At 57.3% G+C, this 19,098-nt stretch carries 20 protein-coding genes; 14 read left to right on the top strand and 6 right to left on the bottom strand.

Annotation, left to right across the window (positions count from 1 at the left end; genetic code table 11):
• Positions 1-49: 49 nt before the first annotated feature.
• Both EDC14_RS01390 and EDC14_RS01385 read left to right on the top strand, forming a co-directional pair.
• Positions 50-982: a carbohydrate ABC transporter permease gene (locus EDC14_RS01390; RefSeq protein ID WP_165907707.1), complete on the top strand. Its 933-nt coding sequence runs from the start codon at positions 50-52 to the stop codon at positions 980-982.
• Positions 972-1,778 carry a carbohydrate ABC transporter permease gene (locus tag EDC14_RS01385; protein ID WP_165907706.1) on the top strand — a complete coding sequence of 269 codons (807 nt, stop codon included), beginning with the start codon at positions 972-974 and terminating at the stop codon, positions 1,776-1,778. The genes EDC14_RS01390 and EDC14_RS01385 overlap by 11 nt, the downstream gene beginning before the upstream one ends.
• Positions 1,779-1,794: 16 nt before the next feature.
• Here EDC14_RS01385 and yihA read toward each other — a convergent pair whose 3' ends face one another.
• Positions 1,795-2,382: a ribosome biogenesis GTP-binding protein YihA/YsxC gene (gene yihA / locus EDC14_RS01380; RefSeq protein WP_132012385.1), complete on the bottom strand. Its 588-nt coding sequence runs from the start codon at positions 2,380-2,382 to the stop codon at positions 1,795-1,797.
• A gap of 578 nt (positions 2,383-2,960) precedes the next feature.
• Here yihA and EDC14_RS01375 point away from each other — a divergent pair.
• Together EDC14_RS01375 and EDC14_RS01370 are read left to right on the top strand one after the other, a co-directional pair.
• Entirely contained in the window at positions 2,961-3,686 is a 726-nt protein-coding gene (locus EDC14_RS01375) for an alpha/beta fold hydrolase (protein ID WP_132012384.1), read from the top strand.
• Between the two features lie 124 nt (positions 3,687-3,810).
• Positions 3,811-4,896, top strand: a complete 1,086-nt coding sequence (locus tag EDC14_RS01370; RefSeq protein WP_132012383.1) for a Gfo/Idh/MocA family protein — start codon at positions 3,811-3,813, stop codon at positions 4,894-4,896.
• Positions 4,897-5,049: 153 nt separating this feature from the next.
• On the opposite strand, the gene EDC14_RS01365 is transcribed toward EDC14_RS01370, so the two are convergent.
• Positions 5,050-5,334, bottom strand: coding sequence for a hypothetical protein (locus tag EDC14_RS01365; protein WP_132012382.1), 285 nt, complete (start codon positions 5,332-5,334; stop codon positions 5,050-5,052).
• Positions 5,335-5,487: 153 nt separating this feature from the next.
• Positions 5,488-6,408 (bottom strand): DMT family transporter, encoded by a 921-nt coding sequence (locus EDC14_RS01360; protein ID WP_132012381.1) that lies wholly within the window; start codon positions 6,406-6,408, stop codon positions 5,488-5,490.
• A 291-nt stretch (positions 6,409-6,699) separates the two neighbouring features.
• On the opposite strand from EDC14_RS01360, the gene EDC14_RS01355 reads away from it, so the two are divergent.
• Genes EDC14_RS01355 through EDC14_RS01345 form a run of 3 tightly spaced genes read left to right on the top strand, consistent with a single transcriptional unit; the run spans position 6,700 to position 8,459 of the window.
• Positions 6,700-7,257, top strand: coding sequence for a LytTR family DNA-binding domain-containing protein (locus EDC14_RS01355; protein ID WP_132012380.1), 558 nt, complete (start codon positions 6,700-6,702; stop codon positions 7,255-7,257).
• A gap of 18 nt (positions 7,258-7,275) precedes the next feature.
• Complete coding sequence (locus EDC14_RS01350; RefSeq protein ID WP_132012379.1) at positions 7,276-7,731, top strand: hypothetical protein; 456 nt, start codon at positions 7,276-7,278, stop codon at positions 7,729-7,731.
• Complete coding sequence (locus EDC14_RS01345; RefSeq protein ID WP_132012378.1) at positions 7,731-8,459, top strand: 4Fe-4S binding protein; 729 nt, start codon at positions 7,731-7,733, stop codon at positions 8,457-8,459. The genes EDC14_RS01350 and EDC14_RS01345 overlap by 1 nt, the downstream gene beginning before the upstream one ends.
• A gap of 263 nt (positions 8,460-8,722) precedes the next feature.
• Here the strand turns inward: EDC14_RS01345 and EDC14_RS01340 are convergent, their stop codons facing one another.
• The 3 genes from EDC14_RS01340 to EDC14_RS01330 form a co-directional block, all read right to left on the bottom strand.
• Positions 8,723-9,172, bottom strand: coding sequence for a DUF1284 domain-containing protein (locus EDC14_RS01340; protein ID WP_132012377.1), 450 nt, complete (start codon positions 9,170-9,172; stop codon positions 8,723-8,725).
• Positions 9,173-9,557: 385 nt separating this feature from the next.
• Complete coding sequence (locus EDC14_RS01335) at positions 9,558-10,784, bottom strand: aldo/keto reductase (protein ID WP_132012376.1); 1,227 nt, start codon at positions 10,782-10,784, stop codon at positions 9,558-9,560.
• A gap of 100 nt (positions 10,785-10,884) precedes the next feature.
• A complete protein-coding gene (locus EDC14_RS01330; protein ID WP_132012375.1) occupies positions 10,885-11,457 on the bottom strand; it encodes a TetR/AcrR family transcriptional regulator in 573 nt (190 codons plus the stop codon).
• Positions 11,458-11,873: 416 nt separating this feature from the next.
• Here EDC14_RS01330 and EDC14_RS01325 point away from each other — a divergent pair, with 416 nt between their 5' ends.
• From EDC14_RS01325 to EDC14_RS01295, 7 genes are all read left to right on the top strand, one after another.
• Positions 11,874-12,677 carry an Mrp/NBP35 family ATP-binding protein gene (locus EDC14_RS01325; RefSeq protein WP_132012374.1) on the top strand — a complete coding sequence of 268 codons (804 nt, stop codon included), beginning with the start codon at positions 11,874-11,876 and terminating at the stop codon, positions 12,675-12,677.
• Between the two features lie 91 nt (positions 12,678-12,768).
• A complete protein-coding gene (locus tag EDC14_RS01320; RefSeq protein WP_132012373.1) occupies positions 12,769-13,131 on the top strand; it encodes a NifB/NifX family molybdenum-iron cluster-binding protein in 363 nt (120 codons plus the stop codon).
• Between the two features lie 118 nt (positions 13,132-13,249).
• Positions 13,250-13,738, top strand: coding sequence for a DUF134 domain-containing protein (locus EDC14_RS01315; protein WP_132012372.1), 489 nt, complete (start codon positions 13,250-13,252; stop codon positions 13,736-13,738).
• A gap of 858 nt (positions 13,739-14,596) precedes the next feature.
• On the top strand, positions 14,597-15,709 hold the full coding sequence (locus EDC14_RS01310) for a mandelate racemase/muconate lactonizing enzyme family protein (RefSeq protein ID WP_165907705.1): 1,113 nt from the start codon (positions 14,597-14,599) through the stop codon (positions 15,707-15,709).
• A 152-nt stretch (positions 15,710-15,861) separates the two neighbouring features.
• Positions 15,862-17,139 (top strand): ABC transporter substrate-binding protein, encoded by a 1,278-nt coding sequence (locus EDC14_RS01305; RefSeq protein WP_132012370.1) that lies wholly within the window; start codon positions 15,862-15,864, stop codon positions 17,137-17,139.
• 66 nt (positions 17,140-17,205) lie between these two features.
• Positions 17,206-18,105, top strand: a complete 900-nt coding sequence (locus EDC14_RS01300; RefSeq protein WP_132012369.1) for a carbohydrate ABC transporter permease — start codon at positions 17,206-17,208, stop codon at positions 18,103-18,105.
• 28 nt (positions 18,106-18,133) lie between these two features.
• Positions 18,134-18,985 carry a carbohydrate ABC transporter permease gene (locus tag EDC14_RS01295; protein WP_165907704.1) on the top strand — a complete coding sequence of 284 codons (852 nt, stop codon included), beginning with the start codon at positions 18,134-18,136 and terminating at the stop codon, positions 18,983-18,985.
• Positions 18,986-19,098: the final 113 nt, after the last annotated feature.

Here is a 19,098-nt window from a genome sequence, read left to right as displayed (position 1 = left end):
TAATCGTGCGGACGAAGTATTTTTTTCAGCGATGAAGGGAGAATGGCTGATGTCAGATGGGGTACCAGCGGTAAAAAAGCACTCTTTCGCTTGGCGGCGTAAGCTGTTTGTCGGCTTATTGATCGGCCCGGCCCTGTTATTGATCCTGACCTTCGCCTACTGGCCGATTCTATCGACGCTGCAGTACTCATTCAACTCATGGAACGGTTTTTCCAAGGAGATGACTTGGGTGGGGTGGGACAATTACCTCCGTTTGTTGCGGGATCCGTATTTTTATAACGCCCTCAAAAACAATCTGCTGATCGTCGCGGTCTCATTGCTCATTCAATTGCCGCTGTCTTTTGTGACGGCTTATACCATTTTTAAGGTGAAGAATCGCTGGGCCGAATTGTCGAAAGTGATCTTTTATATCCCCTGCATTCTGTCGATGGTGATGATCGGCCTCTTATGGCGGTTTATTTACGACTATCAGTACGGCACGCTCAATACATTGTTAAAAGCGATTCATCTGCCGGGATTGGCGCGGGTGTGGCTGACCGATCCCCAAACGGCGCTGGGGGCGATCCTGGTGGTCGTGGTCTGGGTTTATTTCGGCTATCACTGCCTGATTCATTCGGCGGGCATCAATGCCCTGCCCGTGACCATTCTGGAAGCGGCCAAAATCGACGGGGCCAAAGGCTGGGTGATGGTGGGCGGCATCATGCTCCCGATGCTTTCCGAAGTGATCCGGGTTTCGCTCATCATCAGTCTGGTCGGTTCCTTCCAGTTCTTCGATCTGATCTGGATCCTGACCGGCGGCGGGCCCTTCCACCGCACCGATGTGCTGGCCACTTATATGTACAACCGGGCTTTTCAGGCCAGGGAGTTCGGCTACGGCGGCGCCATCGCGGTGGTCATTCTGCTGTGCGCGCTCGGCGCCACGCTGATTCAAAATCTATGGCAGCGTGAGAATGCCAAAGGGGGTCAGGCCAATGAAGTTTAAACTCGCCAAGTTGTTTCTGGCGTTGCTGAGTTTGGTGATCATGGTTCCGCTGCTGTACGTCGTTTATATCTCATTCCAGACTCCGGAGGAGTACTATAAGATGCTTTGGCCCCGGGCGCTCCAGTTTGACAATTACCGGAATATCCTTTGCGCCCCTTATTTCTGGCGCTGGGCCGTCAATTCGGGAGTTATCGCCCTGGGGACGCTGGTGATGGTGCTGATCATCGGGGCTATGGCCGGGTATGTGGTGGCCAAGTTCTCCTCCCGGCCCGTCCGGGTGGTGGCGGTGCTTATTTTGGGCGCCCTGATGATCCCGGTCCATATGGTGCTGATGCCGGTCTTCATCCTCTCCCGCCATTTAGGGATCATCAATACCCCCTGGTCGGTGATGGGCCCCGGCGTGGCCTTCGGCATCCCGATCGCCATGTATATCTTCCGGGGCTTTTTTATGAATATTCCCGACTCGCTCGCGGAGGCGGCCCGGATCGACGGCGCCGGCGAGCTTGGTGTATTCCTGAAAGTGATGTTGCCCATGACCAAGCCGGCCATGGCGACGGTCGGTATTTTCACTTTTCTCGGCGCTTGGAACGGCTTTTTATTCCCCCTGACCCTGCTGCAAAGCACCGAGACGTATACGTTGCCGGTCGGGTTGGCCACCATCGGCACGCAATATTTCACCAATTATCCGGCTCAGGCAGCGGCGATGCTGCTGGTCAGCCTGCCGCTGATTCTGTTTTACGCCCGGTTCAACCGACTGGTGATCCAGGGGATGGTCGAGGGGGCGGTGAAAGGCTAGGCGCGACAGTTCGGTTTTAGAGCCCGATTACCCCCTCGATCTGCCGCCAGATCTCATCCCGGCCCTGCCCGGTCACTGCCGAGAACGGAATGACCGGCGCCTCCGCGGCCATGCCGAGCACCTCCCGGATCGTCCGCAGCCGGATCGGGATCTGGCCGCGCGGGATCTTATCCAGCTTGGTGGCAACCACCAGGCTGGGCCGTTCCTGCGCCGCCAGCCACGCATACATCACCTGATCCTCGTTGGAAGGCGCATGCCTGATATCCACCAGCATCACAATCAGCTGCAACTGCTCCCGGGTCTGCAGGTAGGTCTCGATCATCCTGCCCCAGGCCTCCTTGGCGGCCTGGGAGACCCGGGCGTAGCCGTATCCCGGCAAATCCACAAAGTAAAGCGCCTCATTGACGAGGTAAAAATTAATCTCGCGCGTCTTGCCCGGCGTCGCCGACGCCCGGGCGAGACTCTTGCGGTAGAGCAACGCGTTGATGATCGAGGACTTCCCGACGTTGGACCGGCCGACCCAGGCCACCTCCGGCAGGTAGCGCTTGGGATATTGTTCCGGCTTGACCGCGGTGGTTTCATATTTGGCTTCTTTGATCTGCATGATGACTCCTTCGCGTAGTTTTGCCGCACCCCAAAGCCCGGCGGCGTCGTTGCTCCCGGGTATTCCCCATCGATAGTTTTGGCGATTTTCCGGCAAAGATTCGGACCGGGGCTTCGGCCATCGTTCCCGGCCCGGTCTGATATGATTATACTAAACAAACCGCCGGCGGCAAAGTCCAATCTGGCGGGGCGCCACCGGGGCCTGCGGCGCTACCAAATTTTATAAAAACAGGTTTCCGGAAGATAATTCAAATTATAGTGGAATATCAGAATTAAACATTTCTGAATGAAAATTTATAAATAAAAACAGAATATCATATATCGAAAATAAATTCCGATCGTGAAAATTGAAAAAACGATCTGGACAATTGAAATTTCAGACTTGGAAAGTAATTTTCCATTAATAAAAATCATAAATTTTGGTCCGGAAGGATGGCAATCGGAGTCCGAAAAATCGCCGCCCCGGCCGCAGAATAATTGCCGATGGGGCTTTATTCCAGAACGTATGTTTGCTATCATGGAAACAAACATCTGTTTGGGACGGCGGAAGCGCGGCTCATTCATGAAAGGGGATTCCCGATGGCCTTTGTGTCCAATGGAAATGTAACGATCCACTATGAGGTGGAAGGGGAAGGGGAGCCACTCGTCCTGCAGCACGGTTTCTTCGGCAGTATTCAGGACTGGTACGAATATGGCTATGTGGAAGCCTTAAAGCGCCGGTTTCGGCTGCTGCTGATCGACGCGCGCGGCCACGGCGCCAGCGCCAAGCCGCACCAGCCGGAAGAGTACTCGTTATACCTCCGGGCGCTGGATGTCGTCAAAGTGCTCGACGCCCAAAAGATAGAAAAATGCCATTACCTGGGCTATTCCATGGGCGGCTGGATCGGGTTCGGCCTGATGAAATGGTTTCCGGCCCGTTTTCGCTCTTTTGTCCTCAGCGCCATCCAGCCCTACGCCATGGAGACCCTGGGCATGCGGGAAGCTGTGGCGACGCTCGAACGCTGGGTTCCGCAGCTTCCGATCTCCGAAGCCCGGAAAGAGCGTTTCCTGAGCAATGACAGGGAAGCCTTGCTGGCGGCGGTGGCCGAGAACCGGACCGACAATGCCGAAGCCTTGCGGAACCTTACGGTGCCTTGCCTACTGATGGCTGGGGATCGCGATGCCATCTACCAAGCAGTACGGCAGAGTTCCCGGCTGTCCGGGCGGATTGAGCTGGTGACCATCCCGGGAGCCGATCATAATGCCACGTTATCCCGGAGCGACCGGGTAATCCCGGAGTTGAAGCGGTTTTTGGAAGGGACTTGATTCAGGCCTTCGTGTCATCCCCGGTGGAATATATTTCGAATTAAAAACAAAGAATCGCTTGTAAGACTGCGAAAACTTTACTTGGAACTTGAAATATGAGCCATCATTACAGGAGGACTCCATGATGCAACGTCCCAAGATTGTCTTCGGGATCGCCGGCAGCGGCTGGCGGGCCGAGTGTTTTCTGCAAGTCGCCCAATTGTTGCCGGAGCTTTTTGAGGTTTGCGGGGTGGTTACCCGCAGCCAAACCCGCAAAGCCGAGCTGGAAACGAAATGGGCCGCCCCGGTCTATCCGTCCGTCGCCGCGCTGCTGGCAGCGGCGCAACCCCGCTTTGTGGTGACCGCCGTGGCCCGGGAGGTCGCGGCCCGGTTCATCCTGGAGCTGACCGGCCAAGGCGTGCCGGTCCTGGCGGAAACTCCTCCCGCGGGCGATCTCCGGGAGTTGACCGAACTCTACGGCGCGCTGCGGCCCGACGCCAAAGTGCAGGTTGCCGAGCAATACCATTTGCAACCCATGCACCAGGCGCGGCTGACGCTGGCCGGGTCGGGCCGGCTGGGCGAGATTCATTATGCCCATGTCTCCATCAACCACAGCTATCACGGGATCAGCCTGATCCGCAGGGCGCTGGGGATCGGCTTTGAAAACGCGGTCATCAACGCCTTCGGATTCGAGCATCCGGCGGTGGAAGGGCCGGGCCGCAACGGGCCGCCCGACCGCGAACGGATCGTCCGGAACGATCATCTGTTGGCGGTCATCGATTTCGGGGCCAAGTCCGGCTTGTTTGATTTTGAGCAGAATCAGCACCGTTCCTGGGCGCGTTCCGAGCGGATGCTCATCCGCGGGGTGCGCGGGGAGATCCATAATGATTCCGTGAAGTATCTGCGGGATTTCCGGACGCCCGTCACTTTTGAGCTGAAGCGGCAGAGCGCCGGAGAGTATGAGAACGTGGAGGGCTATTATCTCAAAGGAATTCTGGGCGGCGAAGCCTGGCTGTATACGAACCCGTTTCTGCCGGGCCGGCTGATGGATGAGGAGATCGCGCTGGCGACCTGCCTGATGAAGATGGACCAATACGTCAGCGACGGCACGGAATTTTACAGCCTGGCCGAGGCCAGCCAGGATCAGTATCTGGCCCTGATGATGGAGGAGTCGCGCCGGCTCCGCCGTCCGGTGGAAACGGCCACCCAGATCTGGGCTCCGGCCCGGTAAATCGATCCTTTCGCTCCCCCGCTCTTTTTTACGATTATAGGACGAAAGGATCGCAGTTAGACTTCGAAGCGATTTTCCTGAGCAATCGGGGTGAGGAGCTGAAAGAGCTCATTTTGTGAAGCGCGGATCTCTTTGGACGGCTGAAGAGCTTGCTCAGTCGTTCAAGGAGCTCTTTTTGGGGAAAAAGAGTTCTTTCAATCGCCCAAGGAGCTCTTTTTGTGAATCAACAAGCTCCTTTTGTGAATAAGAGAGCTCGCTCAGTCGCTCAGCAAGCTCTTTTTGTGGATGAGTGAGCTCATTTTGTGACTGAAAGAGCTCTTTTTCGGAAGAATGAGCTCTTTCAGTCGTTGGGCAAGCTCTTTTTGTGAATAAACGAGTTCTTTTGGTGAATAAGCGATCTATCCATCCTAAAAACATCTTCCAACCGGTCCAAAGCAAAAAAATCCACCGAAAAGCACCTGATGAGCTCAGTTGCTTGGGGCGGTTTCTTATCGGCAGCTTACTGCTTCGGCGGAGCGAACTTGATATTCCGTTTTCCCCAAAAACCCGTCACCGTCATCCGAAGGACCGCGGCGGATTTCGTTTTTTCATTTAAGCTTCCATGGTCTCCTCGAGGATTTTCGGGGGCGCCTTTCTGCGCAACTCCGGCAGCTGGGACAGGAGCATTCCAACCAGCATCAGCAGGCAGCCCAGATAGCCCCGGAGCCCCAAGTTTTCCTGCAGAATCAGCCAGCCGCCGAGGCTCGCGAAGACCGCTTCCATGCTGAGGACGAGGGCGGCATGGGAGGGCTTGGCGTGTTTCTGGCCGAGCACCTGCAGGGTATAGGCGACGCCCACCGAACCGATGCCCCCGTAGAGCAGCGGGATCAGCGCCTGTTCGATCCCGCGGAGGGTAATCTTCTCAAAGAACAGGGCCACCGCCATGCTCAACGCCGCGCAGGTCAAAAACTGAACCACGCACAATTGCAGGGCATTCACCCGTTTCGACAAATGATCAATCACCAGAATATGCAGGGCCCAGAAGAAGGCTCCGGCCAGCACCACCAGATCGCTGCCGACAATGGTGAAATCCGCCGTAACGCTGAGAAAGTACAGTCCGGCGGTGGCGACGGCCACCCCCAGCCAGGCGCTGGCATGCAGGCGTTGCCGGAGAAAGATCCCCAGGACGGGGACGAGGACGATGTAGAGCCCGGTGATGAAGGCGGCCTTTCCCGCCGAGGTATGAATCAGGCCGATCTGTTGCAGGGAGGCTCCCATAAACAGCACGCACCCGGCGAGGATCCCGGCCGGGACGACGCTGACCGGTTTGGACCCGGCCGCCCGGCGCTCCGGGGACCCCTTCATGAAATAAAGCAACGGCAGCAAAGACAGACTGCCCAAGGCGAAACGGATCCCGTTAAAACTGAATGAGCCCAGGTATTGGGCGCCGACCCGCTGGGCCACGAAGGCCAGGCCCCAGATGGCCGCGGCCAACAGCAGCAGCAAATTGGCGCGGAGTTCTTGTTTCTTCATGGCGAATTCCTTATGTTTTGAATCTCGTACTCATAACCCATTGATTGTAACATAAAGCAATCCTCGGGGCAATGGAGACATTCCCGCCGCCGGATTCGGATCAAAACCGGCCGGGCGCGCAGGCAAGTACTTCTTTTATCTTCCGCGAGACTCCGGTTACCGGCTGTTCTTTCCCACTTGCCCCGGAAGGTTTGTTATCAAGTCCGGCGTCTGTTATGATGAAGTCAAGCCACGTAGCGAGGAAAGATTGTCAATGTCGTGGCATGCTGAGGCTGGAAAAGGAGGAATTTCATGATGATTCAGCTGTTTTGCTCCAGCGCGCTGAGGACGCTCTTGAGCGGCTACTTGACTTCCCGGGGCTTGGAGGTTGGCGAGGCGGGAGAGGTGGCGCTGGTGGAACGGGGTCAGGAGCCAGCGGGTCCCTTGCCGGGAGTGGTCATCAGTTTTATGCCGGAGCGCTTGGAGCATTTGACAGCGCTATTCGATAGCTTGGCGGGCCGGCGGCGGGAAGGCTTGCCCGGGGTGATCAGCGGCTGGCGCGAAGAGAAAGACACCTGTGAGCTGATTCCTTATGAGCGGATCTTATATTTTGAAGCCATGGGAAACGCGGTGTATCTTGTAACGCCGGAACAGCGGTTGACTGTCAAATATAAACTCTATGAGTTGGAACAAACGTTGCGGCCCCAAGGCTTCATCCGGGTCGGCAAGTCGCAGTTGGTAAATGTGGCGGGGATCCGCGAGATTATTCCCTGGTTTGGCGGCCGTTACATCCTGCGGCTGGCTAACCGGCAGGAACTTGAGGTATCGCGGATCTATGCCAAGGAGTTCAGGGCGTTTTTAGAATTGTAACGTGAGGGGGTTATCATCATGAATCGAACCAATCATCTCAAAGCCTACGGTTGGACGGCGCTGGCGTCCGGAGCGGCCGGATTCATCGTGGGAATGACCGCGTTGCTGACGACGTTTTATCGGCCGGGGATGCTCCGGGTTTTGCTGGCGTCCATTCTGGCCGGGGTAATCATCGGCTCGTTCAGCCAGGCAGTCTGCTCGGGACTGGCCAATCGTATCCATCACCGGCCGCTCTTGCTTTGGGGCCTGGTATTGGTAATCATCGGAGCGGGAACTTTGGGCGCGACTTGGTGCATCGGCGAGCTTCCGCCGGGAAAGGTGGCCATTCTGGTGGCGGTGGCCGAATTGTTGGGTTTGAGCATTGCGTATGCCAATTACCGGCATTTTGTCGTCATCAATCAAAAGTTGCGCCAAAAACAGGAACAGTTGGGAAACGGTCCTGCAGCAAAAAATCTTACAAAGGACAGAAAATGATGAAAAAACAAACCGTACGGAAAACGTTCATATTGATATCGTTTTTGCTATTTCCCATCACCATATTTTATCTGTCGCCCTATTTGATCATCCAGGCCGGCTTAAAGGGGATCGTATCCGGCAGTTTTGTAACGTTTGGCAGCTTGTTTTTAGGCTCCCTCTTTTGGGGCCGGGCATTTTGCGGATGGGTCTGTCCGGCCGGCGGATTGCAGGAATGCTGCGCCGCGGCGGTCGGCAAGAAAGCCAAAGGCGGCAGGCTGAACTGGATAAAATATCTGATCTGGCTGCCCTGGCTGGTGTCGGTTATCGCCGTATTCGTTGGCGCGGGCGGAATTAAAAAGCTGGATTTGTTTTACTCTACCGATCATGGAGTTTCGGTTAGCGGATTGTTGAGTTATATCCCCTATTTGGGAGTGGTTGCTCTGATAGTCAGTCTCTCCCTCGCGTTCGGAAAGCGTTCCTTTTGTCACTATGTCTGTTGGATGGCTCCGTTGATGACGATCGGCAGCCAAATCAAGAATAAACTGGGCTATCCATCGCTTCATCTGGAAGCGGATGGCGAAAAGTGCGTCCATTGCAAGCTTTGCAATCAGAAATGCCCGATGAGTTTGGATGTCCATGAAATGGTGCGCCAAAACAAGCTGAATCATCCGGAATGCATATTGTGCGGTGAGTGTGTGGACTCGTGCGGCAAAAAAGCGATCGGATTCCGGTTTACGCATCAATAGCATCGAATTGTGGGATTTGGGGATCCCGGTGGACCACGATGGTGTCAGGATAATATACATTCCTGGTCAAGCTGCCCAAACCGGGCGGGCTCCTACTGGCTGGAGAGCTGCTATTGCCCTTCACGGATCGGACCGAACTCCCGGATCGGACTGGATGGAAAGAGCCAATTGAAAAGCCAGGGATAAGTCTTTGAAATTATGGAACTGTCTTGAAATTTAATAAAACGGCCGCTTTTAAACCGCGCTCCAAGAATCTAACCGGCTCATTCCGCAGCTCGCTTTTGATACCACAGGCATTGCTCCCGCCAGCGGCAGTCGCCGCAGATGCCTTGCAGAGCGGCGCGGGTCTTGAACGCCGCGTTCACCCGGTCCCAGAGGGAACGGCCGCTGGCGCTGTATCCCGCCTCCAGATTCAGCCTCATTAAGATTTTGGCGTCCATCGACCGGATCGCGGCCGCCGCATCCGGATCTTTTTGACAGCCGGCGACGCCGGCATGGGGACAACAGGCGCAGACATCGTCGTTTTCGGCGACCAGTTCCACGAGTGTCCCGGGGTCGGCGTCCAGGATCGCGACGATCCGGGCCAGATTGGCGGTGAAGCCTTGGCTGTAGCCATAGCCTTGAAAGCCTTGCAAGCAGAGGAGATGGTGGGCCCGCAAGCGGATGCCGGCCGGCTTCCCGCTCTCGCAATGACGTTGTTTTTCCTGATTCATGAGCGGATCACTCCCATCGTCCCGGGGAGCGGGACGCAATGTTGATGATCAGGGATTCGGTTTTGCCGGCATTTTTCCCTGCTTCGCTGAGGCGCAGCGGATATTTTTTCGAGGTTTCGCCCCGGCTGTCCGGGGAGCGGGGCGGCTTTCCATGGATCAGGGAACGCCGGATGATTTAAAAGCCATGTGATAAAGTCCTCAAATTCGGAAATCATCCTTTCAATGGACTAAAAAACGACTTTATCACTTGCTTTTCTGAGCTTTTGTGTTCACCCTGGCCTTCGGGCAGGGTTTATCACAACGCTTTTAATCCCCTTAACAAGAAATCAACCCGGCCGTTGCGCACGGCTGGGTTGATTAGGCGGCCGGCCTTTGTCGGCCCAGGTTAATGTTCCGCCTGACGGGCTCCTTTGAAGAGACCCCGGATCTTGAAGTAGCCGCGAACCAGGCCCATCACGGGCTTGAAATAGAAGCGCTCCATGTCCGCGGCGACCTCCTGCAAATGGCGGCGGATGGGCAACCGCTGCGGACAATGCTTTTCGCACTGGCCGCAATTCCGGCAGAGCGAGGCGTAGGAGGGCTGCCCGCCGTCCACTCCGGCGGTAAAACCCAGATAGTTGAATTGGGGCATCCTGTCGTTGAACAGGTACTTATCATTGTACGAACTGAAACAGAGCGGGATATTCACCCCGGCCGGGCACGGCAGGCAATAGCCGCAGCCGGTGCAGCCGACCTTCATCATCTTGCCGAGTGTCTCCTTGACCTCGCCGACCAGCGCTAGTTCGGCGGCGGAGAGCGACTGCGGGAGGGCTTCCCCGGCGATCCGGATATTCTCGGCGATATGCGACTCCTCGTTCATTCCCGACAGCAGCAGCGACACTTCGGGATGGTTCCAGATCCAGCGCAGCGCCCATTCGGCGGGAGACCGTTTCACCGGGGCCCGGTCCCAGACTGCCTGCACTGCCGGGGGCATCTTGCCCACCAGGAAACCGCCGCGCAGCGGCTCCATGATCGCCACGCCCAAGCCTTTGGCGGCGGCGTATTCGAGGCCATCCCTGCCCGCCTGGTTGTGTTCGTCGAAATAATTGTACTGGATCTGGCAGAACTCCCAGGGGTAATCATCGATGATCCGCGGAAACTGGTCCTTGCCGCCGTGATAGGAGAAGCCGATGCGGCGGATCTTCCCGGCCTGCCTGGCCCGTTCGAGGAAATCCTCCACTCCGAGCTGCTTCAGCCGTTGCCAGCCCGCCATGCCCGTCAGCATGTGCATCAGGTAATAATCGATATGGTCGGTCTGGAGCCTTTTGAGCTGGGTATCGAGCAGCGTATCCATGTCTTTGCGCGAGTGGACCAGGGGCAGGGGCAGCTTGGTGGCGACCAGCACCCGGTCACGGTAGCCTTTGGCCAGGATCTTGCCGAGCACGGCCTCGCTCTTGCCGTTGTGATAGAAATAGGCGGTATCGAAATAATTGACCCCTTGCTCGATGGCCGAGACGATCTGCCTTTCGGTGCGCGCTTCATCGATCCTGCCGTTCTGCTGGGGGAGGCGCATACACCCATAGCCCAGGATCGAGACCTGATCTCCGGTCCGGCCCATCGGACGGTATAACATTCCGCTCAACTCCTTTTCGTCAAGATTTTTCGTTGGAACGAGAGTGAAAAGATTCCAGGAATGAATGTTCATTCCGTAACCGCGAAAAAAAGAGCAACTTTTAGCGTTTGATCATATCCCAGATGGCGGCGAGCCCGGTTTCATACCGGGGATCACCCAGTTGCATCGCCCCGGAAAGCTGCAATTTGGCCAAGGCGGTCACGCTGCTGTAGACCAGGGCGCCGATCATTTCGAACGGCAGCTCCTTTAACAGCTGTTCCGCCAGGGCCCGCCGGAACAGGTCCTGAATGGGCTGAAAGAGCCGGAGCAGCTCGGCGCGGGTGACGGCGGTGATCAGCGGCGAGTTCTCGTACTGTTCGGCGAAGGCGAGCTCCGCCGGATGCGCCACGCAGTAACGGACCAGGGCGTCCAACAGATGTTGAAAGCCCTCCCGGACCGGCAGCTGCTCCGAATAACCCTTGAGGATGCTCCGGGTGAGCCGGGACTTGATCTCAATATACAGGGCATTGATCAGATCGTCCTTGCTGGCGAAGTAGCGGTAGATCGTGCCGACCCCGATCCCGGCCCGTTCGGCGATCCGCGACATCGGCGCGCCGTGGAAGCCTTGCTCGGCGATGAGTTCCAGCGCGGCCTGGAGCGCGGCGGCTTTTTTATCCAGTGCTTCTTCGGTCATGGCCTCTCCCGGAGTTCAATTGGTCAGGAATGAATGTTCATTCCGCCTACCCCTTACTATATTTTATTCCGTGGCAATTGTCAAGCCGGCAGTTTTTTGCGCTCCGTGGCGGGGCGCCGGGTCGCAGTTCGTGCCCGGATAACCGGGCTATTCAGTGGAAAGAATTGAAAGAGTTGCAATTTTCCGAGGAAGAGGCGAATAGGTTATTGACATATGCCCATAATAAATTTAGAATAATTATGGGCATAAGCCAAAATGAATGTCGGACGAAAGCATCACGACCGCCAATCCGTTCGGCATTGCGCCGCGCGGGATCCGTTCGTCGGGACTCCGGTTCCGGCGTTGCATGGATCCAGCCCGGGCTCTACCCTGAATCGGCTTTGCGACGGATATCTTTAACGAATCGAGGAGCGATAATGGCAGATACGGAAGGATCGATCTTTGAAAAGAGCGTCAATCCCTACGGGATGATCAAGCGGGTGGTGGCGGTGATGAGCGGCAAGGGCGGGGTCGGCAAGTCCTCGGTCACGGCGCTGCTTGCGGCGGAGCTGCGCCGTCGGGGGCTGGCCGTGGGAATCCTCGACGCCGATGTGACCGGGCCCAGCATCCCCAAACTTTTCGGGCTCAAAGGCCGGGCCGGCCATAACGGCGTAGCGATGGAGCCGCTGCAGTCGGCCGGCGGGGTCAAGGTCATCTCCATCAACCTGCTGCTGGAGCAGGAGGACCAGCCGGTGATCTGGCGCGGTCCGCTCGTCGCCGGAGTGGTCAAACAGTTCTTTGCCGAGGTGGATTGGGGCGACCTGGATTATCTCCTGGTCGACCTGCCGCCGGGGACCGGGGATGTGCCGCTGACAACGATGCAATCGCTGCCGTTGGACGGGATGATCGTGGTCAGCTCGCCCCAGGAACTGGTGGAGCTGATCGTCAAGAAAGCCGTGCATATGGCGGAGCAGATGCGGACCCCCATTCTCGGGATGGTCGAAAACTATAGTTATCTGGAGTGTCCGGACTGCCACCGCCGGATCGACCTCTTCGGGCCGAGCCGGGCCGAGGCGGTGGCGGCCGATTTCGGCCTGGCCTTGCTGGGGCGGCTGCCGCTGGTGCCGGAGGTGGCGACCCTGGCCGACGCCGGCCGGATCGAGGCGGTGGCGGAGCAGGTGCCGGAGTTTTTCGCGCCGATCGCGGCCCAATTTTTGGCGAAGCTGCCGGCCAAAGCCTGAGACGGTGGTGGCGGCGGGTTCCGGCCAGGCCGGCGCGCCGTTTCCCGGCGGCGGAAGCGGCTCCCCGATAATCAGAAGGAGGAATGGTACCATGAAGATTGCCATTGCTACCGATGGCGGTGCGGTGGCGCAGCATTTCGGCCACTGTGAAGGGTTTACCTTGTATGAGGTGGAGAACGGGACGGCCAAGGAGGAAAAATTCATCCCCAACCCCGGGCATCAGCCGGGTTTCCTGCCCAACTTCCTGCATGAACAGGGCGCGGGGGCCGTCATTGCCGGAGGAATGGGGGACGGCGCGGTCCGCATCTTCCGGGAGCACGGGATCGCGGTGATCACCGGCATCAGCGGCTCCAAGGAACAGGCGATCGAACGTTACAGCCGCGGCGAATTGGTCTCCGGCGGGTCCGTCTGCCACGAGCACAGCCATGCCGGCAGTTGCGGCGGGCACGCCTAAGGAGAACGGAGGGAGGGCCAAAGTCCTCCCTTTTTTGATCCGGGCGGCCGCGCTTGCGGCGGACCCTCCGGAGATGGTAAGATGGACCTGACGAACACTGCAGATGGAGTTGAAATTCATGCCCCGTCCGGTCAAATGGCGTAAAGTTTCATTCATCCCCCCGGTCCGGCGCTTCGTCCCGGCCGGCCGGCCCCAGTGCGGACTGGAGGAGAACCTGTTGAAGGTGGAGGAGCTGGAGGCCATCCGGCTCAAAGATCTCGAAGGCTTGGAGCAGGAGGAGTGCGCCGCGCGAATGGAGGTTTCCCGCCAAACCTTCCAGCGGATCCTGCTCGCCGCCAGGGCCAAGATCGCCGACGCCCTGGCCAACGGCAAGGCGCTGCGGATCGAAGGCGGCAATTTCACCCGTAATATCTGCCCGATGCGCTGCCGGAACTGCGGCAAAGAGTGGCAGGAGAGCTATGAGCATCTCCAGCAGGTGCGGGAGGGTTCCTACGACTGTCCCTCCTGCGGCTCGCCGGAGATCATTTGCCGGTCCGGGAGCGGCCAGTGCTGTTGCGCCGGCGGCTGCCGGCATCCGGGTCCGGACGATCAGGCGCCGCTGGCCTGAGCGGCAATCCGGGGACTCCTTCCGGGTCCCCCAAATCCCCAATCCGTCCCGCCGCCATCCGCAAACTCCTTTTACTCCCCGATCGGGCCGCCTCGGTATGGCGGTTCCTTCTATGGCTGGGCCGGAAACGGCGCCGCTTTTCCGCAAGGGTTTCCTCTCAAAAAATATTATTTCTCTTCCTCGACTCAAATCGTTATTTTTCCGGCGGATTTTTCATCTCATTTGGCAAAAATCTTATTTTATGAGAGGTAATTTGCAATTTCAGGACGGAGAATTTAATTATCGGTTCCGATATTACAATTGTCGGGAGTGGAAATTCAACTCTCCGGATCGAAAATGCGATTTTCTAGTCTGATAATTTAATTCTCAGGACCGGAAATGCGATTCTCCGAATTGAAAATTCCATTCTCGGGATGGCAAATGCAATTCTCCGCGACGGAAATGCGATTCTCGGGCCTGAAACTTCATTTTCTACGAGTAGAATCGCTATTTTCCGGCGGGAATTTGAATTTGCGGCGGCGGAAACTGCCATCGGCCCGCCCCGGAAGGAGCATTCCGGTTAGGGAGCGGGGGCGATCCGCTAGCGCCGGTTTCCCTCTGCCAATCCCTGGAAGAAGCGGCATTTTGCAAAAAAATCTGGTTTGGTTGCAGGAAATCATCCAATTTTGTCAAAATACTTTTTTGATATCTGATATATCAGATATCAAATGGGAAATTTGCCGAATTCTTCAATCCGGACCTTGGCTCCCAAACCGCCGACGATTGCATCCGGGCCGCACACCCAAAAAGAGCCGGGACCCAAAGCCGTGCCGGGGAACGGGCGATTTCCCCCCAATACTGAAATGGAGGTCAGTTGGTTTGAAAATTACCAAGATCGAAACCTATCTGTACTTTTCTTCCTGGCGCAATCTGACCCTTGTCAAGGTGGATACGGATGAGGGCATCAGCGGCGTCGGCGAGGCGACCTGCCGCAACAAGGAGCTCGCCATCCGCGAGGCGATCCAGGAACATATCGGCCCCCGCCTGATCGGTACCTCGCCCTTTGACGTCGAAGCGCTGTTCCATAACTTCTTCACCCGCGACCCGTGGCGGAACGGCGCGGTCTTCAACAGCGCCATCAGCGGCATCGAGATCGCGCTCTGGGATATCATCGGCAAAAAGCTGGGGGCGCCCGTCTATCACCTGATGGGCGGCAAGATGCGGGACCGGATCCGGTTGTATGCCAATGACTGGTTCAAGGGTTGCCGGACCAGCGAGGAGTTTGCCGCCAAAGCCGTCACCACTGTCCGCGATTATGGCTTCACCGCGTTGAAATGGGATCCCCTGAAAGTGTCCGCCGCGACCGACGAGCGGGAGCGGGTCGAGGCCGGACTGGACTGCGTGGCCGCGGTGCGCCAGGCGGTCGGCAGCGAGGTGGATCTGCTGATCGAACTGCACGGCATGCTGAGCTACGACGGCGCGCTGGCCTTCGTGCGGGAGGTGGAAGACCTCAAGCCGCTGCTGGTGGAGGAGCCGATGCATCCCGATAACGGCGACGGCTACCGGAAACTGGCGCTGCGCGCCAACGTACCGCTGGCCGCCGGCGAACGCAGCTTCACCCGCTGGGGTTATCAGTCCATCTTCCAGGCCGGCAATTTATCGGTTATTCAACCGGATATCAGTCATATGGGCGGGATCCACGAGACCAAGAAAGTGGCCAGCCAGGCGGAGACCCTCTACCTGAAGGTGGCCCCCCACAATTCCAACGGGCCGGTCGCCTCCATGGCCAATGTCATGCTCGACGCCACGCTGCCCAACTTCCTGATTCAGGAGTTCATGTTCGAAAACCTGGAGCTGTCCCGGACGTTGCTGTCGGAATCCTTCCATTATGAGGACGGCTACATCCTGCTCCAGGATAAGCCGGGCCTCGGCATCACGGTGAACTTTGACGAGTTGGCCAAAGGGGAGTATAAAAACGTGTTTTCATTTTAAAATCCGCGCCGCGAACCCCGGTCGGGGGAGGCTTTTGAGCGGCAAGCGGCTAGATAGCAATAGGCGGGGATGAATCGTGGGCCCGGCGAAGGAGGTGTCAAGGACGGGAATCCCACCCTATGGAAATTCAAGAAAACAGGAGGTAAGATTGGATGAAAGCGAAAGTTTGTTTGGTTCTGGCATTATGCCTGATCGCTGCCTTGTTTTCGGTGAACGTTTTCGCCGATAGAACCGTCGAGTTGAAGTTCGTGAACAGTTCCGTCGTCCAAGCGCCCGACAAGGGGGCCATGGAAGAACTGGTCGCGCAGTTTGAGAAGGAGAACCCGGATATCAAGATTGTCCATATCGGCAACAATCCGCCCTGGGCCAAATTATTGACCCTGGTGCTGGGCGGCCAGACCCCCGACATCACCCAGATGTACCCGCAGGATATTCCGGCTGCCCGTGAATTGGGAGTCATGGAAGATCTGACCCCCTATATCAAAAAAGAAGGCGCCAAATTCAAGAATTCGCTGGTGCCGAAGATCACCGCTTCCGGCAATTTTGACGGAAAGCAGTTGGTGCTGCCCTTTTTCGCCATGTCTTCGGCGGTGCTGTACAATACCGAGCATTTCAAGAACGCCGGACTGGCGGCTCCCCAAACCCTGGCCGAGCTGACCAAGGCCAGCGTCAAACTGACCGACGGCAAAAGCCGTTGGGGAATGGGGATCGTCGGCTCCAAGGCGCCGAAGGCCGACTCGGCCTATAGCCGCCTCTTCCCGATCATGCGCAGTTTCGGCGCCCAGGTCCTAGAACAAAAGGGCGGCCACTGGAGCGCCGGTTTCAACAATGCCAAGGGCGTCCGCTCGATTCAATACTTAACCGATCTGGTCAACAAATATAAAGTGGTGCCTCCCGGAGTGACCGACGCCAGCTACAACGATGTCCGGGTCGGCTTCGCCAACGGCCGGATCGCGATGATGATGACCTCCAACAACACCGTCGGCCAGGCGGTGGCGGACAATCCCCAGATCGACGGCAAGATGGGCGCCTTCCTCTTCCCCAAGGCCGGCTTCGCCAAGTACGCCAGCATGAACGGCTGCATCTACCTGGGAATTTTGAAGAACTCCAAACATAAGGCGGAAGCCTGGCGCTTCGTCCGTTTCCTGCTGCGCCCCGAGAACCAGGAGAAATTCGCCAAGATCACCTGCCGCCTCCCGGTGACCTCCGCCAGTCTGAAAAAGGATTTCATCCAGAATGATCCGGCCCTGAAGGTTTTCGCCCAGGCCTTGAATTACAACGAGGACTATCCGCCGGTGGCCGAGAACGGCGAGATCGGCGCGGCTTTGGTCGAATGCCTGCAACAGGCCATTCTGGGAAAACCGGTCAAGGAAGCGGTCTCTGAGGCTGCCAAGAAGGTCGACTCCATTATGGAAAAAGCCAAGAAATAACCGCACAGACCCGGGGGATCCCGGCCTTACCGGGATCCCCATCTTTCAATGTTCGGAGGGATATGATTGGTCAGCCGCAATCTTGAGATGAAGGGCTTCTCTTTTTCGGAACGGATGAACGCGTTCGGATTCATCTTCCCGGCGCTGCTGCTCCTGGCGGTAGTGATGCTTTATCCGCTGCTTTACGGGATCTATATCAGCTTTTTCGATACCAACCTGCTCACCAAGTTCGACTTCGTGGGACTCGGCAATTATCTTTCCATCTTCAGCGACCAGGGGTTTTGGAGCAGCATCTGGGTGACCATCGTTTTTTCGCTGGGCACGGTCCTCCTCCAGCTGATACTGGGGATGAGCGTTGCCAGCTATTTGAATACCAGGATTTACGGCCGCAGCGTGTTCCGGGCCGTGCTGTTGATCCCCTGGATGCTGTCGATGGTCGTCGGCGGCCTGCTGTGGCGCTGGATCTATAACCCGATGTACGGGCTGTTGAATAACTTCCTGATCGGTTTGGGACTGCTGGACCAGGGCGTCGCCTGGCTGGGCATCCCGGACCTGGCCATGTTCTCGGTGATCATCGCCTATGCCTGGAAAAGCTTCTCCTTCAGCATGCTGATGATCCTGGCCGGGTTGCAGTCCATTCCCAAGGACCTCTGCGAAGCGGCGGAATGCGACGGCGGCGGCCGCTGGACAGTCTTTCGCCATGTGGTGCTGCCGCACATCGGCAATATCGTCCTCATCACGTCCTTGCTCGACTTTTTCCGCAGTTTCAAGGAGTTTCCGATGATCTTCGTCATGACCGGGGGCGGACCCGGCACCGCCACCAACGTCATCTCCAATTCCGTGCGGCAGGTGGCGTTCGACCAGATCAGATTCGGCTACAGTTCGGCGATGGCCTGTGTGATGCTCCTCCTGCTCCTGATTTCGAGTATTCTGTTGAACCGGATGACCCGTTCGGACTGGCGTTAAAAAAGAAGGAGGCAGGGAGAGAATGCTGATGAATGAGAACGAAAATTACGGCCCGGCCCGGATTGAGCTCAAAGTGGCCTTGAATACCCTGGTCGGAGTGGTCATCGCCTTTCTGGTGCTGTTGCCGTTCTTCTGGATGATCCTCACTTCGCTGAAGACGCCGGAGCAACTTTTCAAAATCCCTTTTCAACTCTTCCCCGAAAAGGCGACGCTCCAGAACTATGTATCGGTCTGGCGCGACTACCCGTTCGTGGAGTATTTCGTCAATAGCGTGGTGGTCTGCATTGTGACGGCGGTGGCGGTGGTCTCCACCAGCTCGCTGGCTGCCTATGGCTTCGCCCGCTTTCATTTCAAGGGGCAATCGCTGGTGGAGATGGTCGTCCTGACCACCCAGATGATCCCGGTGATCGTGGTGGTGATCCCGATGTTCAAGATCATCCGAAATATCGGGTTGTACGACACTCAGCTCGGCCTGATCATCTCCTATACCAGTGTGACGCTTCCCTTTTGCATCTGGATGATGAAAAGCTTCGTGGAGAATATCCCGAAAGAGATCGACCTGGCGGCGATGATCGACGGCTGCACCCGGCTGCAAGCCTTTTGGAAGGCGGTCTTCCCGCTGATGCTGCCGGGCCTGGTGGCCACCACCGTCTTTACCTTCCTGGAGAGCTGGAATCTGTATTTGATCCCGCTGGTGCTGTCCTCGGAAAAATCGATTCCTCTGACCGTAGGAATTGCCGGGCTGATCAGCGAACATAAGATTGATTGGGGCCAGATCATGGCAGCGTCCACGGTGGCCTCGGTGCCTTCGATTATTCTATTCCTGATTTTCGAGCGCTACCTGATCGCCAACCTCACCGCCGGGGCGGTCAAACAATAGGGCCGACGCCCGAAATGCGGTTGGCCGAAGGCGGACCCGGCGCAATGAGCGCGGCGGTGCCAAACGAATCAGCGCCGCATTGGTTTTGGAAGACTTTGAATCCCCGCTTTTGG

This window comes from Hydrogenispora ethanolica, assembly GCF_004340685.1.
Taxonomy (GTDB): Bacteria; Bacillota; UBA4882; order UBA8346; family UBA8346; genus Hydrogenispora; species Hydrogenispora ethanolica.
The sequence above is the reverse complement of the archived record's forward strand: the minus strand, read 5'-3'. Positions and strand labels throughout refer to the sequence as shown.

Bases quoted from the DNA above. Each gene is read 5' to 3' on its own strand.
- EDC14_RS01390 (WP_165907707.1), top strand. From the start codon at position 50: ATGTCAGATGGGGTACCAGCGGTAAAAAAGCACTCTTTCGCTTGGCGG.
- EDC14_RS01385 (WP_165907706.1), top strand. From the start codon at position 972: ATGAAGTTTAAACTCGCCAAGTTGTTTCTGGCGTTGCTGAGTTTGGTG.
- yihA (WP_132012385.1), bottom strand. From the start codon at position 2,382: ATGCAGATCAAAGAAGCCAAATATGAAACCACCGCGGTCAAGCCGGAA.
- EDC14_RS01375 (WP_132012384.1), top strand. From the start codon at position 2,961: ATGGCCTTTGTGTCCAATGGAAATGTAACGATCCACTATGAGGTGGAA.
- EDC14_RS01370 (WP_132012383.1), top strand. From the start codon at position 3,811: ATGCAACGTCCCAAGATTGTCTTCGGGATCGCCGGCAGCGGCTGGCGG.
- EDC14_RS01360 (WP_132012381.1), bottom strand. From the start codon at position 6,408: ATGAAGAAACAAGAACTCCGCGCCAATTTGCTGCTGCTGTTGGCCGCG.
- EDC14_RS01355 (WP_132012380.1), top strand. From the start codon at position 6,700: ATGATGATTCAGCTGTTTTGCTCCAGCGCGCTGAGGACGCTCTTGAGC.
- EDC14_RS01350 (WP_132012379.1), top strand. From the start codon at position 7,276: ATGAATCGAACCAATCATCTCAAAGCCTACGGTTGGACGGCGCTGGCG.
- EDC14_RS01345 (WP_132012378.1), top strand. From the start codon at position 7,731: ATGAAAAAACAAACCGTACGGAAAACGTTCATATTGATATCGTTTTTG.
- EDC14_RS01340 (WP_132012377.1), bottom strand. From the start codon at position 9,172: ATGAATCAGGAAAAACAACGTCATTGCGAGAGCGGGAAGCCGGCCGGC.
- EDC14_RS01335 (WP_132012376.1), bottom strand. From the start codon at position 10,784: ATGTTATACCGTCCGATGGGCCGGACCGGAGATCAGGTCTCGATCCTG.
- EDC14_RS01330 (WP_132012375.1), bottom strand. From the start codon at position 11,457: ATGACCGAAGAAGCACTGGATAAAAAAGCCGCCGCGCTCCAGGCCGCG.
- EDC14_RS01325 (WP_132012374.1), top strand. From the start codon at position 11,874: ATGGCAGATACGGAAGGATCGATCTTTGAAAAGAGCGTCAATCCCTAC.
- EDC14_RS01320 (WP_132012373.1), top strand. From the start codon at position 12,769: ATGAAGATTGCCATTGCTACCGATGGCGGTGCGGTGGCGCAGCATTTC.
- EDC14_RS01315 (WP_132012372.1), top strand. From the start codon at position 13,250: ATGCCCCGTCCGGTCAAATGGCGTAAAGTTTCATTCATCCCCCCGGTC.
- EDC14_RS01305 (WP_132012370.1), top strand. From the start codon at position 15,862: ATGAAAGCGAAAGTTTGTTTGGTTCTGGCATTATGCCTGATCGCTGCC.
- EDC14_RS01295 (WP_165907704.1), top strand. From the start codon at position 18,134: ATGAATGAGAACGAAAATTACGGCCCGGCCCGGATTGAGCTCAAAGTG.